Source organism: Pseudomonas sp. JQ36, assembly GCF_053851495.1.
Map to the genome: position 1 here is coordinate 3,409,618 of NZ_CM132642.1, position 15,732 is coordinate 3,425,349.

Genomic DNA, 15,732 nt, shown 5'->3' on the forward strand with positions numbered 1-15,732 from the left:
GGGCGGTTCCTGAACTGAAGATCGGCAAAGTCTAGGCGTTGAACCGCCATCGCGGCCAGCGCTGTGTCACTCAACCACCGCGCGCCACACGCGGTGCAATACATAGTTATGTCGTTTTCCCCCAAGAGGCTGCTAGCATCGGACGAACTTCGCATCCCGATCCGGCCCCATCAGGTAGCCCATGCTCGAGAACACAGCACTGCCACGGAAAGCACCGCTGACCCCGCCACTCGATACCCGCTATCAAGTGGAAACCCCGGAAGGTATCGACCTGCCGCTGCGCCCGGCCGGTCTTATGGTGCGTAGCCTTGCTTTCGGCATCGACCTGGGCATTCGCGGGGCCATCCTCGGCGTGCTGTTTCTGGTGCTGGCGTTTCTCGGTCAGCTCGGTATGGGCCTGGGCTCGTTGCTGCTGTTTGCCGTCAGCTGGTGGTACATGGTGCTGTTCGAAGTGCTGCATCAGGGCCGCTCGCCGGGCAAGCAATGGATGGGTCTGCGGGTGATTCACGATGACGGCACACCGATCGGCTGGTCCGCCTCGCTGCTGCGCAACCTGCTGCGCTTTGTCGATCTGCTGCCGTTCGGTTATTGCTTTGGCGCCATCAGTTGCCTGCAACATCCCACCTTCAAACGCCTCGGCGATATCGCCGCCGGCACCCTGGTGGTCTACAGCGAACGCCCACTCGCACGCCCGCAACTGCCCGACGCCCTGCCGCGAAGTTCACCAGTTCCGCTCAACCTCGGCGAACAACGCGCGCTGCTTGCCTTCGCCGAACGTCAGGCTGAACTGTCGCCGGCGCGGGTCAACGAGCTGGCCGCCCTGCTCGCCCAACCGCTGCGCATTTCGGCACCCAAAGCGGTCAGCGAACTCAACGGCATTGCCCGCGGTTTGTTGGGGCCGACATGAAGCAGAGTCTTTTCGAAGCTCGCCACAAGGCCGAATGGGAGCGTTTCACCCTGGCCCTCGAACGCCTCGAACATGGCAAGGACACCTCGCAGGTTGCCGCTTTCCCCAAGGCTTATCGGCGCCTGTGCCAGCATCTGGCGCTGGCACAGGAGCGTGGCTACAGCAGTTTTCTGATCGACTCGCTGCAACAGCTGGTGTTGCGCGGGCACCAGCAACTCTATCGGCACCGCAGTCGCTTCGGCGCCAACCTGCTGGGGTTCATCCTCGCTGACTTCCCCCGACTGGTGCGCGCCGAATGGCCGTTCGTGCTGGCCGCCGGCTTGGTGTTTTTCGGCAGCCTGATCGGCTTTGCCTTGCTGGTGTATGCCTTTCCCGAACTGATTTACAACCTGATCCCCGCCGAACAGGTGCGCGACATGCAAAGCATGTACGACCCGGTGGCCGGGCACCTCGGGCGCTCGGCCGAACGGGCGTCCAGCGAAGACTGGGTGATGTTCGGCTATTACGTGATGCACAACATCGGCATCGCCTTCCAGACCTTCGCCAGCGGTTTGCTGTTGGGCGTGGGCAGTGCGTTTTTTCTGTTCTACAACGGGCTGGTCATCGGCGCAGTGGCCGGGCACCTGACCGAGATCGGTTTTGGCCAGACGTTCTGGTCGTTCGTGATCGGCCACGGCGCCTTCGAGCTGACGGCCATTGCCCTGGCGGGTGCGGCAGGGCTGAAACTCGGCTGGGCGGTGATTGCACCGGGGCGGCTTACCCGTGGTGAAGCGCTGGTGGAGGCGGCGCGCATAAGCGTGCTGCTGGTGTGCGGGGTCATGCTGTTCCTGTTGATCGCGGCGTTCATCGAAGCGTACTGGTCGTCGAAGACCGGGGTCACACCGCCGATCAAGTATGCGGTTGGTGCCGCGTTGTGGCTCGCAGTGGCGGCCTATCTGCTGTTCGCCGGAAGGACACGCCATGCGCCTGAGTGATGCCACCGTGGCGATCCGCCCGCGCAGCAGTTGGGAAGCCATAGACCTGGGCGTGCTCATGAGTCAGCAGCACCGGCGCCTGTTGATGACCAGTTGGGCCATCATCACCCTGCCGCTGTTCGCCGTACTGACGTTGTTGCTGTGGGATTCGCCGTCGCTGGCGGTATTCATTTTCTGGTGGCTGAAACCGGCATACGAACGCCTGCCGCTGTACATCTTGTCCAAGGCCCTGTTCGGCGAAACACCGACGCTGCAACAGGCCCTTGGCGAATTTCCACGGCTGCTCAAGCCGCAACTGCTGGCCAGCCTGACCTGGCGCCGGTTGAGCCTGAGTCGCAGCTTCCTGCTGCCGGTGCTGCAACTCGAAGGCCTCGACGGCACGGCCCGCCAGCAACGCTTACAGGTGTTGCTGCAACGCAATGTCGGCGCCGCGCAATGGCTGACGATCATCGGCATGCATCTGGAGACCGCGCTGTGGATCGGCCTGATGGTGCTGTTCTACATGCTCCTGCCACAGCAGATTGAAACCGACTGGGACTGGCAATCACTGTTCCTCGATGCCGATCACCATTGGCGTTGGCTGGAGCACCTGACCAACGCCTTCTACGCGTTGGTGCTGGTGGTCTGGGAACCGATTTATGTCGCCTGCGGTTTCAGCCTGTACCTGAACCGGCGCACCGCACTGGAGGCGTGGGACATCGAGCTGGTGTTCCGCCGTTTGCGCCAGCGCCTGAACACCAGCGCTCTGGGCCTGCTGCTGGTTATCTGTCTGTTGCTGCCAGCGGTGCCACCGGCGTGGGCGGATGCGCCGGCAAACACCCCGGAAGCACCCCGCCTGCTGAATCAGCCGCTGACCAGTCAGGCTGCGCATGACAGCATCAAGACGCTGCTCGAACAACCGCCGTTCAAGAACAAGGAAAGCGTGACCCGCTATCGCTTTGGCGACGACCCGCCAGCCCCGTCCGAGGGCAAACCCGGCGAGGCACCGCAATGGCTGAAAACCCTGCTCGGCTGGCTGGACAGTCAGCGCTTCAATGCGCTGGCCGGCCTGATTGAAGTGTTGTTGTGGGGAGCGTTGATCGCCGCAGTCGGCTGGCTGATCTGGCGCTATCGCGAATTCCTGAGCACCTTCGTCAGTCGTCGGCCGAAGTTGCCCGCCCGGGTCAGGCCACCGCTACCGCAGCAAGCGTTTGGCCTGGACCTGAGCCCGCAAACCCTGCCCGACGACATCGCCGCCAGTGCCGAACAACTCTGGCACACCCAGCCGCGCGCCGCGCTGGGCCTGCTCTATCGGGGATTGCTCAGCCGTCTGCTGCACGACTTCGACCTGACTTTGAAACCTGCCGACACCGAGCATCAGGTACTGCTGCGGGTCGAGCAATTGCAGCGCCCGGAACTGCTGGCGTTCAGTCGCAGCCTGACACAGCACTGGCAGAACATGGCCTACGGGCATCGCGTGCCGGCGACGCATCTGCAACAGGAACTGTGTGACGGCTGGCGCGCCCTGTTCGACCATGGAGCGCGCGCTTGAACCGGCGCAACGCATGGCTGCTCGGCGGGCTGATCGTCGCCCTGCTCGCGGCGTTGAGCGTTTATCTGTACTTCAAGGCCCGGCCCTATCAGGAGGTGATCGATCACGGTCCTTCGCCCCTGGCGCAGGCCAATCCTTATCTGGCGGCAGAGATGTTTTTGCGTGAACGCGGCCTGAATGTCGGCCAAGCCGAAACGCTGGCGGTACTGCCGGAGATCGATCCGCGTCGGCACACCCTGCTGTTATTCGGCGAACGTTCGCGCATGACCCCGCGTGAGGTCGATCAAGTATTGAATTGGGCCCGCGCCGGTGGGCGTCTGGTGTTCGTGGCCGAAGCGCTGTGGGACAAGCAGGCCAGGCAAAGCGATGATCTGTTGCTGGATCGAGTGCAGTTGCAGCAGTCCCTGAGCACGGACCTCAAGGAGCCGCCGGCAGAACTGACCGATGATCCGTACCCGAACCTGACCAAACTCTACCTGGAAGACGAGGACGCGCCGGCCTACGCCGGTTTCGACACCGCGTTCCATCTGGAAGACCCGAAGAATCTCGCTCAGGCCTGGGCCAACAGCGCCAAGGCCACGCACATGATGCAACTGCCGTACGGCCTCGGCTCGATCACCGTGGTCACCGATGCCGAACTGTGGAAGACCCCGGCCATCAGCAAGCACGACAACGCCTGGCTGCTCTGGTACCTGAGCGCCGACACCGACGTCACGCTGATTTTCAACACGGCACACGATGGTCTGTTGACCTTGCTCTGGCGTTACTTCCCGCAAGCCATCGTCGCCCTGCTGGCGCTGATCAGCCTCGGCCTGTGGCACGTTGCTGTGCGCCATGGGCCACTGCAGGCACCCGCCCCGAGTGGCCGGCGCCAGTTGCAGGAACACCTGCGCGCCAGTGCCGATTTCATCCTGCGCCACAACGGTCAGCACACGCTGTTGCAAGCCCTGCAACAGGACGTGCTGCGCCGTGCCCGACAACGCCATCCCGGCTTCGACCAGTTGAATGTGGCCGAGCAATGGCTGGTGCTGTCGCGCCTGACCCGCCAGCCGACCCGCGCCATCAGTCAGGCTCTGAGCCCGGTGCCGAAACAGCGCATGAGCAGCGCCGATTTCAGTCGCCAGGTGGCCCACCTGCAAACCTTGAGGAACACGCTATGAGTGAACAGATCGAGCCCGGCAGCGCCAGCCACGCCGCCCAGCAACGCCAGCGTGCCAGCCAGTTGGCGCAAGCGCTGCGCGGCGAATTGCAGAAGGCCCTGATCGGCCAGAACAGCGTGATCGACGATGTGCTGACCGCGCTGATCGCCGGCGGTCACGTACTGCTTGAAGGTGTCCCGGGACTGGGCAAGACCTTGCTGGTACGGGCGCTGGCGCGCTGCTTCGGCGGCGAGTTCGCGCGCATTCAGTTCACCCCGGACCTGATGCCCAGCGACGTCACCGGCCACGCGGTGTACGACCTGCACACCGAGCAGTTCAAGCTGCGCAAGGGGCCGCTGTTCACCAACCTGCTGCTGGCCGACGAGATCAACCGTGCCCCGGCAAAAACCCAGGCGGCACTGCTCGAAGCAATGCAGGAACGCCAGGTCACCCTCGAAGGCCGGGCGCTGCCGATCGCCCAGCCGTTCATGGTGCTCGCCACCCAGAATCCGATCGAGCAGGAAGGCACTTATCCACTGCCGGAAGCCGAACTCGACCGCTTCATGCTCAAGGTGCGCATGGATTACCCGGAGGCCGAGCAGGAGTTGAGCATGGTGCGTCAGGTCAGCCGCTCGACCCGCGCCGACATGCTTGATGTGCAGCCGCTGCGCACGGTCCTGCAAGCCAAGGACGTGCAAGCCCTGCAACGCATCGCCAGCGACCTGCCGATCGACGATCAAGTGCTCGATTACGCGTTGCGGCTGGCGCGCAGCACCCGTTCCTGGTCCGGTCTGAGCCTCGGCGCCGGGCCGCGTGCCTCGATTGCGCTGGTGCGATGCGCCCGCGCCCGCGCGTTGCTGCGCGGCGGCGAGTTCGTGATTCCCGATGACATCAAGGGCTGCGCGCTATCGGTGCTGCGTCATCGGGTGCGGGTGGCGCCGGAGCTGGACATCGAAGGTCTGCAGGTCGATCAGGTGCTGCAGCAACTGCTCGACCAAGTGCCGGCACCGCGCTTGTGAAACCGTCACGCCTGCTGCTGATCTGGCTCGCTATTCTGCTGGCCGTCGGTATGCTGCTGGGCACGCTGCAAGCCCTCGATATCGACGTGCCCGCCACGCTGTTGTCGATCAACTGGGGCTTGCTCCTGGCCCTGCTGGTGCTGGCGATCATCGATGCGCTACGCCTGAACAAGCTGCCCTCGCCGCGCATCCAGCGGCAGATGCCCGGCAGCCTGGCACTCGGCCGTTGGAGCGAGGTGCGGCTGCAGCTCAGCCATGACTTCATCGAGCCGGTCGCGGTGGAGATTTTCGACCACGTGCCACAGGGCCTGAGCTTCGAAAACCTGCCGCTGGCGGTCGAACTGCAACCCGGGCAATTCAGCGCGGTCGGCTACCGTCTGCGCCCGCTCAAGCGCGGTCACTTCCGCTTCGAACAGTGCGAAATCAACCTGCCCAGCCCGTTCGGTCTGTGGACAGGCAAACGCCTGCTCGCCGTGAGCGGCGAGATCCGCGTCTACCCGGATTTTGCAAAGCTCTACGGTGGGCAGTTGCTGGCGGTGGACAACTGGCTCAGCCAGCTCGGTGTGCGCCAGCGCCAGCGTCGCGGGCAGGGTCAGGAATTTCATCAGTTGCGCGAATTTCGCGAGGGCGACAGCCTACGCCAGATCGACTGGAAAGCCACCGCCCGCCAGCGCACGCCGATTGCCCGCGAGTATGAAGACGAGCGTGATCAACAGATCATGTTCATGCTCGATTGTGGCCGGCAAATGCGCAGCCAGGATGGTGAGCTGTCGCATTTCGACCATGCGCTGAATGCGTGTCTGCTGCTGAGCCATGTCGCGCTGCGTCAGGGCGATGCCGTAGGGCTTAGCACATTCGCTGTCGCGCAACCGCGTTTTCTCGCGCCGATCAAGGGTGCCAGTCAGCTCAAGGTCCTGCTCAACGCCGTTTATGATCTGGACAGCAGTCAGCGTCCTGCCGACTATTCAACCGCGACCAGCCAGCTGTTGGCCCGGCAGAAGCGCCGGGCGCTGATCGTGCTGCTGACCAATCTGCGTGACGAGGATACCGAAGACCTGCTCGCCAGCGTCAAACGTCTGAGCCAGCAGCATCAAGTACTGGTGGTCAGCCTGCGCGAGGAAGCCCTCGACCGCGTGCGCAATGCCCCGGTACAAACACTGCCCGAAGCACTGGCCTATTGCGGCACGGTGGATTACTTCAATGCCCGGGCCGAGCTGCATGAGCAGTTGAATGCTCATGCAGTTCAGGTGCTGGATGTGCGCCCTGAGGAACTGGGCTCAGCAATGGTGACGCGATACTTGAGCTGGAAGAAGATCGGAGCAATTTAACGACGTGGGAACAGATGAAAGCTCACGCCGCTAACAGCATCCAGTCAGTGCCGCGTTATTTATCTTCTGCATCCTCATTCGCGCTCCGCGCGATGACCCGGAATCGAGCACCATTTGAACCAACAATGCCCGGACTATACAACGACATCGCAAATTGCGTTTGCACGGGAACATCTACCTTCATTTTCCAGAGGACAATCCGTTGGTCGACTCTCCTTAGCACATTGATAGCTGGAGTAAAGATGATGCCTGGATGAGTGCATCCGACAGAGCATTGCCGACCGATCCAATCGACTGGAAAATTTCCCTGAATACTGACCTCGCTGCCTTGCACTAGAGGACTGATCACCTGAAACGGAATGCTGACGATCAAATCATCGGCTATCAGTGCAACTTCGTTTATCACACGATTGTCATAGTCGCTCACCCATACATCAACACCAGCCGTGACATCGTCTCGCCCGCTCCTCACGGAAGCACTGAGCCTTGCTATTCCGGTTTCGGGGTACTCCGTCGGCAGAACCGAATGCCGAGACCAGCCGCTCGCATCAGTTGTCACCACTACCGATTGATTTGCCGTTAAAGACCAGGTCACCTCTATATTTTCTGCAGGCCTGCCGGTAGTTCGGTTCAGCACTTGCACCTGCGCAGACTGCGGTTTGGAAAGTTCCACAGCCGTACTGGCCACCGTCAGATCCTTTAGCTCCAAGTCATGACTAACGAAAAATTCCAGCGATTGTGAATTTTGGAAGCCTACCGTTGCAGTGAGTACGAAAGTCCCCAATTCCCACTGTTCGAAGTCCACCCGCGATTTGCCGTCAACTCCTGTTTTGGTGTCAGGTAAATTCCTTCCTGGAAACGCCCATACGACTTTTATTCCACCAACGGGCTTGCCGCTTGAATGCGATACAACGGTCACTTCCGCAATGATTCGCTGGCCGGGAAGAATAGTTTGCGAGGGGCTGGTCAACGACTCAATCACCGGCACTATGCCGTAATACCCCAGTTGCGCCATATCCCAACCACCCATCCCGCCTCGGACAGTGGCCGATAAGACTCCATCTCCGTCAGCCGGATAAGTAAAGGTCAACCGCGCAAGACCCTCTTCATCCGTCACCGACGGCGTCAAGGCAGTGCCTGCAAAATCCCAGCGCACCTGCACACCCGCCAGCGGCAAACCGGTAAGTGCCGAGATCACTTTGGCAATGGCATGCGCGCGCTCCTCATTGGGTGGCAATCGTGAATCTTCCGGTTCGTAGAATTCGCTGATAACTCGCGGTTCTTCAAGCGTGTACGGCAGATCAACCGACTCCGATTGCGCCGCCTCTCCCACCGTCGCCGTCACTACCGCCGTGCCCGGTGTCCGCGGTTTGAAACGCACAATGGCGACACCATAAAAGTCGGTCAGACTGGTGACCGTCCCCAGATCCTCGTTGCGCCAGGTCACCAATACCCCGGCGATACCTTGACCGGAAACGGACGACACCACCTTTACCTGCTCGACCAGTTCCTGCTCCCATTCCACCACTTGCTGAACGCTACTACTGGTGAGGAGTTTCCACACCTGTGCCCCGGCCCCCAGCGACATCGCATTGGCCGGTGACAGGCTGGCGAGGCGCTCCGCTCCCAGACGCAGCGCGAAGCCACCGTCCTTCAGGTCGGCGCAACGCAGGAAATAACGCAAACCGATTGCCGAGGGCCGGCGCGATGCGCCGAGCGCAGGTTCGAAACTCAGCCCCAGTTCCGCAGGGCCGGTGCCGGTCAAGCCCAAGGTCAGTTCCTGGTCGAACAACGGGCTGCCATCCGGAAGCAGTACTTCGATGGCATGTGAGCCATTGCGTCGCGGAAAGTACGTGTGACTGCCCCATGGATGTTCATCATGCCCATCGAAACGCACCCGCACCGCTTCCCAAGGATCACGGGCAAGCGTCGTGAAGGACAGGGCACGCTGCTCTTCGTAGCCATCGAACGGGCTGTGCACATTGGCCACCACCTCCTGCCGACCAACCGTGCCCGGTAGCAGGCCAAAACCCGACCAGCCGAGGTCATCGCTGGCGACGATGTCGGAGCCGGTTGCGCTCGTCCACTGCACCGCCACCTGCGCTACCGCCTGGCTGGTAAAAGCCGAGACCACCCGGACCCAGCTCCAGGCTTTATCCTTGCCAAGGACGGCATCGACCGCAGACTCACGCCAGCCTTCGATTCGCAACTTGTTGTGGCCGAGCTGCATCGGGTTGGCGGTCATGGACAGGTTCAATGCAGGCAAAGAAAGCCCAAGTGCAAAGTCGCCAGCGGTCTCGCTCGCGCTGAAGTCCAGTGCCCATCCGATCCCCCCGTCGTCAAGTGGCCGGGCACTATCGAGCGGAGGTTCGACGCTCGCGCCCAGCTCTTCGGCCGGGGTTCCCAGCCACATCAACATCCCCTGCAGGCCCACCAGCGGGCTCAAGGCATTGGGCAGGTAGCGCAAGGTGTGCGTGGCCCCGATGCAGGGAAACATTCTCTGACTGGCGTTTGTCGCAGTCACCTGGTCCAGCATCAACGTCAGTTCATCCATAAGCTCTGTGGAGATCAGCCGACCGAACAACTCCCGGGGCGCGGTAAGCCCCGGGCTGCTCAAGGTCAGGCTGAACAGACTGCTGGTACTCGACGCGACCTGCGAACTGAAGCGCCATTCCAGCCCCGATGGCTCAAGCATCAGCGGCTTGCCGATATCCGAGACGGTCAAGCCGATCCCCGGCGGCTCGCCACGCCATTGCAGCGTGATCATCTGTCCAATCAGCGAGCTGCCGGGCGTGGGTTGTATCCGCAGGGTGTGCGGGTCTCCGCGCCAGCACAGCAGGCCTAATTCGGTCAGGTCAACCTCATTGCCGTCAAACAGGATGTTGATTTTGTTTTTCCAGGGACTGCTCTGCAGTGCCTTGACCGTAAACGGTCGCTCCACCGGCACCGCTTCGTCATGCGCCAGCACGCGGGCGGTCACCACCAGCTCACCGTCGCGGCTCGGTTGATACAACACGCTGGCCCAGCCACCGATCCCCGATCGGGTGGCAATCGTGCCTTCGGGAGTCTGCCAGTCCACCCGTGCATTGTTGACCGGATCGCCGTTGCCGCCGGTGACCACATGCACCACCTGCACCCGCAACAGAACACTTTCGCCTTCGTCCACCACGGGAAATTTGTTGGCCTCCTGAACGTCGCCAATGCGCACCAGATTACGCGCCAGTGACATCGGTTTTCTGCTGGAGGGCAACAGCAGCTTCGAACACAGCAACTGCAAGTGGAAGCGACCGTCGAGTTTGTCCTGGCAGATCAACTCCCAGTTCAGGTCTGTTGTGCCTACAGGTATCGAGGCTTCCAGCTCCGGGCGCAGTTGCACGCCCAACTGTGCGGCGCTGTCGCCTTCCCAATGCAGTGCCATCGTGGAACCACGTAACACTTCAGGCACCCGCACGCTCAGTTGATAGGTCGAGCCACGGTTGGGATAGCCGGTCTTCTGCGCCCAGGGCAAGGCGTTGCTTTCTACCACCGCCAGAACGTCCTTCCATGGATCGCTCGCCAGCACACGAACGTCCAGTGTCGTGGTCTCGACCCCGCTGGCGTAGTAAGGGCTCGCTACCGAGGCCTGGATAACCATGTCGCCTGCTGCATTGGGCAAGTAATCGAAATATGCCCAGCCCTCGGCGTCGGTCGGTGTCGTGCTCAGCACCCCCAGCCCTTCGGTGGTCCAGGTCACCGTGCGCCCGGCCAGAAACTGACCGGTGTACCAGGAGGCCACTCGCACCCCCAGACGCACCGATTGCGTCAACTCCAGCACCGGGAAATACGCGGCCTCCAGCACCTCACGGAACACCAGCCGGTGATGCCCCAGCGAGACTTGCATCGAATACGGCTCGGCGGTGTACTGGTTCACCAACTGCACCGTGAACAGGTAAGGATCCTGATCACCGATCAGCGGGCACTGCAGGTTCCACGGCAAATCCAGCGGCTGATCGACGCCCCAGTCAGGCGTTGCGATAACCGCGCCTTGTGGATTGTCATCGCTCACCAATGCAGCTTTGGTGTGCAGCCAGGGGCTGTCGGGGTCGGGTACGAACGCAAGCTGATGCTGGAAGCTCCCGTCCGCACCCAGGCAGAGGTGAACCAGCTTGCCGGATGACGATTGCTCCGCGTCCACCTTCACCGTCTGCATTCGCGCGGGCTCAAGTTGCAAGTCCAGGCGAATCCGAGTGATCAACACCAGAGAGTTATAGTCCTCGGGATCAGCATTACCCGGAGCGACCACTGTGACGCGAATCTTGTCCTGGCGCTGCAACGGCAGATCGAGCTCGGCGTTGTACTTGAGCGGTCTGAATTCCAGCGGCAACCCTTGAGTGATCCGTGCCTGGTCCTCTTCAAGGTTACGAGGGCTGCCGGGCGGCAACGGGATTTCTCCAAGCGTGGCTCCACTTTCATCAGTGAATATCATGCGGCCCGCTTCGGTATGCCGCGTTTCATACAGGAAACTCAGCACGTACCTGGCTCCGGCGCTCGGCGTTACAGGTACGGTCATTTCCTGAAAGGCAGAGGCAAGGTTTGCTACTGAAAGCATCCTGATCTGTATGCCTTCGTACGGCTCGCCCACGACCGTAACCCAGCGGCTGTTAACCGGCCCCTTTTCCCAATGGCTCAAGGCCTCACGGAAATCACCATTGAGCACCAGACTGTCATTAGCCTGAATGACGGGTTCAACCATGATGGCCTGCTCCTTTGATATTGCCTGTCTGGCGGGACGTGATCGCCCGGGTGACCAGGTCTTTGACGGCGAGGGTAAACGTCGGCTCACCGGCCTTGGCCGTGTATCGGACGCGCAGAATGATGTCGGTGAGTGATTTGAGCATCGGTGCTTGCGGCTCGCTCTGGGGCCAGGGAAAGTGCAACTGCCAGCGCGAGATCGCACCGGTGTTCTCGAACGGGTTGAGCAAGCCTTCATCCGGTTTGCCGGCGTTCATGCCGGTGTCGGCGATCCCCACGGATAAACCTATCTGCTGGCCACTGCGCAGATTGAACAGCACCTCGACCGGCGCCACCTTGCCCGCCGGCTGATGCAGGTACTCGACCGAGCGCGCCGAGGCCTGGGTAGCGGTCATGCTGCCGACCTGCAGCAGCGTCGCCTGTACATCCTGATAAGGTCCGAGCAGTACGGGCAGGTCGACCTCGACCAGATTGAGCAGCCGGCAATACTCCCCCGGGTGATCGCGATCAAATGACAACTGCGTCAGCTGGAACTCCAGCACGCCCTTGTCGATCAACTCGGCCAGCGCCTTGGGCCAGTCGGAGAATCCCGCCTGCGGATCAACCTGGTCATCGAACAGCTGTCGCAACGAAATGGTCTTGACCCGCTCCAGACGGCGCTCATGGCTTTGCAGGTACAGGCGATCCATGCGCAGCAGGTACTCGCGCAAGTGTTCACCGGCAGTCAGTCCATGACGGTTGTCCAGCCAGACCTGCGGCAACGCCTCAGCGGTTTCGTAATCGCCGGTTTCAGCACTCAACGACGACCGGGCACTCAGGCACAGACTGACCACCGCATCGTAAGCCTGATAGTGCAAGGCCTTGAGCTGGCCCAGCAGCCAGCCGAACAATTCTGCGTTGGTCGCGCGTTTCTTCAGGTAGTTGTAGAGCGCCAGTGCCTGACCGTTGGCCCGCAGGGTTTGCTCCAGACTCGTTCTGGCGGCATCGAGGGCAAATGTCTGCGCGGTGATCTGCTCGGCGATCGCCCCGACCTCGGCCAGTGCCTGATCTCGTTGCAACTCCCACTCTCTGCGGCGCAGGCGGTAGCTTTCGGTGATGGCTTGTTTATCCGCGTCGATCTGCAAAACCATCGCGCTGATTTCCAGACCAAAGACCATAGCATCCGCAGCTTTTTCCAAACGATGCCCACCGACAGCCGTGCCGGCAATGTTCGGCGCAGCCGCCAATGCCGCGCCTACAGACTTGATCGCGTGCAGCCCGGTGTTGATCCCTTTGACCACCGTCAGTTTGTCCATGATCTGATATTCGGCATCGCTGATGTGTTCGTAGTGCCAGGCGTTGTATCGATCGGCCCGTTGCTGGGCCATGGCCTGACTCTGACCGAGGGCCGTGAGGCTGGCTTCAAGCTGGGCAATGGATTGCTCTTGAACCGCGCGGGCGTAGTCGCCCAGCTCCTTGAGGTGCTCTTGCTGCAGTTCTTCCTGTTCCGCCCGATCGCGCTGTTCCAGCAGACGCAATACCTGGCTGCCGTACTCCTGCAGTGTCTGCACGGCGCGCAGCGCCGCCTCGTAGCTGACGCGCCAGCGAAAGGCCCCCACCACCAGACGTCCGCCCATCGGCCGCGGCATGCCGACTCCGCCAGCGGCCAGATCGCGCAACAATTGATTGGGATCGGTGGGCGGGCTGAACAGCGGAACGTCCAGTGGTTTACCGTCAAGGGTCAGGTTGTTGCGCAAGTTGCTCAGGCGCTGCCCCGGCAAGTCGAACAGCTCAAGCAACTGCTCATTGATCGGCAGTTTGAACGACTCGTTCGCCAGCAGGCCCATCAACGGTGACGCTTCGGCGGCTGGAGGAATGTCAGCCAGGGAAAACTGCAGCTCCTGCTCGAACTGCTCAAGCGCCGGGCGGCTCGTGCTCTGGTTCAGCAAGGCTTCTACCGTCTGCGCTTGCCAACGGGTTACTGCCCGGGCGGAAGGCGGCTTGCCCATCAGAAACTGCGCCTGCACGTAACACAGTTTTGCCGCCACCAGCGCATCGCGGGTGAGCTGGCGGTAGTACCAGTCGCCCCACGCCACCAGGTTCTTCACATACTCGGTGAACACCAGAATCTGGTAGTGCTGGGGTGCGGCATAGGCAATCGCGTCCGGATCGGTCGGCAGCATGGCTTCGACGCCCACATTCCCCACAGCGGCCAAAGGCCGGCAACGCCAGTATTCAGGCCTCGGCGGCGCATTCCCTGGTTTTTCCGGGTCTCGCGAATCTTGCGGATCGAACACGTAATGGGACCAGCTTTGCGCTTCCTGGTAGCGATCCTCGGCCCGCAGACGGGCCGCCACCAGATGCGGCAGATGGAAAAACAGCTCCCAGAAATACAGACCGTTGGCCCCGTCGAACGCCCCGTTCGGCTCGGCGATCGGCCCCGAGGCTGGAGGCGGCTCCGCCAGGAACTGGGTCTCCCAGTCGAGTACGGCATCCACGGAAATATTGCTCAGTTGCACCAGCTCCGGGCCGAACAGCGAGTTCAAGCGCGCGCGCTGCAACATTCCGGGCTGCCTGAAACCGATGAACTGCGCCGCATCCAACGCGTTCTTTTCCAGAGTCGGTGGTACGAAACGGGTGATCTTGGTGAGTGAGACTGTAAAGGTCTTGCTGCCTTGGCCTGTGCCGCTCAAGGTAAATTCGGCCAGCCCGGTAAATCCGCCTTTCGCGCGTTGCAGTTTCATCCACTCAGTAGCCCAACCACCCGCGACGGGCTGCTGGGCTTTGGTTTCTGTCGGGTCATCCCCGGCCGGATTGTTCAGCTTCAAGGTAAAATCGACCTTCTCATCTCCAACCGGAGACCGCGCCCGGCACAGGCCTCTAACCCACAGAAAGTCGTCTGTTCCTACCTCCGAAAACACCGCCTGCAGCCCGTAATAAGCCGTCAAATCCCCCGAGGTCTCACTCTTGATCTCGACCACCGGCTGATTTTTCGGCGTCAGTGCATGCTGCAAGGTCAGGACATCGGTGAAGCGATGACTGGCCAGATATACAAGCCAGTTGCCGTCGTCTTCAGGCAACGGACGAAAGAACACATCACGGGTGGTGCTCACCCTCAGACCCGCCGGGCTGATAAGCAATACACCCAGGCGACCCTTGGGGTGAATTGCATCGGAAAACGTTGTTGCAATCAGCCGGGAATCAAGGCTCCTGTCGCTGTTGTTGGTGTCCTGATCAGCGCTATACAAGCTCAGCGGTGCCGACCATTCTGCGTTCTGGCTCATGAACGCCAGGTTGATATCCAGTCTGGGGGCCAAATAGCCCTCGCTCCCCTTGATACCCACCGGGTCGCGCCACTCAGCCCACACCAGACACAAACGCCCGCCCCAAAACAACGGGCGCATATCCAGAACCCTGTTCCCCACTGGAATGTCGACAGGTTGCCATTCACTCCATGCCGCCGGGTTGACCGGATTGCCGGAAGCGGTGAGCTCGATGTCGGCCTTGCGCCAGAAATACTGAAACGGCTGCACCCGCTGCCGGCCGACGAAATAGTAAGTGGCATTGCTTGCCGAGTCGCCATCCAGACAGGCGCTGATGACATCCAGGTTGCAGGTCTGCTCGAATGCCTTGAGGTATTGCTGCGAGGCACGCTGCACCGAATCGCCGGTCAGCCGCGCCTGATTCAAGTCATTTTCCAGTGCCTTGAACAGGCGGGTCTTGCGCTGCCGCACAAAGGGGTTGATGAAGTTTTCCGGGTAGACCGAAATCAAGGACAGCGCCGCCCAGTCGGGGTAATTGCTGTACAGCTCCCAGAGTTTCAGGTCCTGCGCCGGAAAAGCCTTGTTTTTATAGCCCGGCTCAAGCTTGCGATACGCCGCATGAATGAATTGCTGCGCACAACTGGTCGCCTCGGCGACCCACGAACTTTGCACCGGGTAGTTGTCCAGCGGGTCCATGCGCAACAGCTCGAACAGATCCTGCGGCGTTTTCACGAAGGAGTAGCGGGTCCTGGCAGCCTGACCGATGCAGTAATCGACCAGTGCTGCGCGGCGTTTTTCCAACAATGGAGCCAGATTGCGTTGAGTCATGGTCTTGTCCTGCATCCTGAGGTGAACACTGCG

8 protein-coding genes are annotated in these 15,732 nt (G+C 61.4%); 6 read left to right on the forward strand and 2 right to left on the reverse strand.

Annotation, left to right across the window (positions count from 1 at the left end):
• Positions 1 to 181: 181 nt before the first annotated feature.
• Genes ACS4NR_RS15355 through ACS4NR_RS15380 form a run of 6 tightly spaced genes read left to right on the forward strand, consistent with a single transcriptional unit; the run spans position 182 to position 6,898 of the window.
• The gene (locus ACS4NR_RS15355) at positions 182 to 907 is read left to right on the forward strand and encodes an RDD family protein (protein WP_095137017.1); all 726 of its coding nucleotides are present in this window, start codon (positions 182 to 184) and stop codon (positions 905 to 907) included.
• Complete coding sequence (locus ACS4NR_RS15360; RefSeq protein ID WP_166496441.1) at positions 904 to 1,881, forward strand: stage II sporulation protein M; 978 nt, start codon at positions 904 to 906, stop codon at positions 1,879 to 1,881. Before ACS4NR_RS15355 ends, ACS4NR_RS15360 begins: the two co-directional genes overlap by 4 nt.
• Positions 1,868 to 3,412 (forward strand): DUF4129 domain-containing protein, encoded by a 1,545-nt coding sequence (locus tag ACS4NR_RS15365; protein WP_456017801.1) that lies wholly within the window; start codon positions 1,868 to 1,870, stop codon positions 3,410 to 3,412. The genes ACS4NR_RS15360 and ACS4NR_RS15365 overlap by 14 nt, the downstream gene beginning before the upstream one ends.
• Positions 3,409 to 4,572: a DUF4350 domain-containing protein gene (locus tag ACS4NR_RS15370; RefSeq protein ID WP_456017802.1), complete on the forward strand. Its 1,164-nt coding sequence runs from the start codon at positions 3,409 to 3,411 to the stop codon at positions 4,570 to 4,572. The genes ACS4NR_RS15365 and ACS4NR_RS15370 overlap by 4 nt, the downstream gene beginning before the upstream one ends.
• Complete coding sequence (locus ACS4NR_RS15375) at positions 4,569 to 5,570, forward strand: AAA family ATPase (protein WP_456017803.1); 1,002 nt, start codon at positions 4,569 to 4,571, stop codon at positions 5,568 to 5,570. Before ACS4NR_RS15370 ends, ACS4NR_RS15375 begins: the two co-directional genes overlap by 4 nt.
• Positions 5,567 to 6,898, forward strand: a complete 1,332-nt coding sequence (locus ACS4NR_RS15380; RefSeq protein ID WP_456017804.1) for a DUF58 domain-containing protein — start codon at positions 5,567 to 5,569, stop codon at positions 6,896 to 6,898. Before ACS4NR_RS15375 ends, ACS4NR_RS15380 begins: the two co-directional genes overlap by 4 nt.
• A 55-nt stretch (positions 6,899 to 6,953) precedes the next feature.
• Here ACS4NR_RS15380 and ACS4NR_RS15385 read toward each other — a convergent pair whose 3' ends face one another.
• On the reverse strand, positions 6,954 to 11,630 hold the full coding sequence (locus ACS4NR_RS15385; RefSeq protein WP_456017805.1) for a hypothetical protein: 4,677 nt from the start codon (positions 11,628 to 11,630) through the stop codon (positions 6,954 to 6,956).
• On the reverse strand, positions 11,623 to 15,699 hold the full coding sequence (locus ACS4NR_RS15390; RefSeq protein WP_456017806.1) for a Tc toxin subunit A-related protein: 4,077 nt from the start codon (positions 15,697 to 15,699) through the stop codon (positions 11,623 to 11,625). Before ACS4NR_RS15390 ends, ACS4NR_RS15385 begins: the two co-directional genes overlap by 8 nt.
• Positions 15,700 to 15,732 lie beyond the last annotated feature (33 nt).

Coding starts and splice junctions, on each gene's coding strand:
- ACS4NR_RS15355 (WP_095137017.1), top strand. CDS start 182: ATGCTCGAGAACACAGCACTGCCACGGAAAGCACCGCTGACCCCGCCA.
- ACS4NR_RS15360 (WP_166496441.1), top strand. CDS start 904: ATGAAGCAGAGTCTTTTCGAAGCTCGCCACAAGGCCGAATGGGAGCGT.
- ACS4NR_RS15365 (WP_456017801.1), top strand. CDS start 1,868: ATGCGCCTGAGTGATGCCACCGTGGCGATCCGCCCGCGCAGCAGTTGG.
- ACS4NR_RS15375 (WP_456017803.1), top strand. CDS start 4,569: ATGAGTGAACAGATCGAGCCCGGCAGCGCCAGCCACGCCGCCCAGCAA.
- ACS4NR_RS15385 (WP_456017805.1), bottom strand. CDS start 11,630: ATGGTTGAACCCGTCATTCAGGCTAATGACAGTCTGGTGCTCAATGGT.
- ACS4NR_RS15390 (WP_456017806.1), bottom strand. CDS start 15,699: ATGACTCAACGCAATCTGGCTCCATTGTTGGAAAAACGCCGCGCAGCA.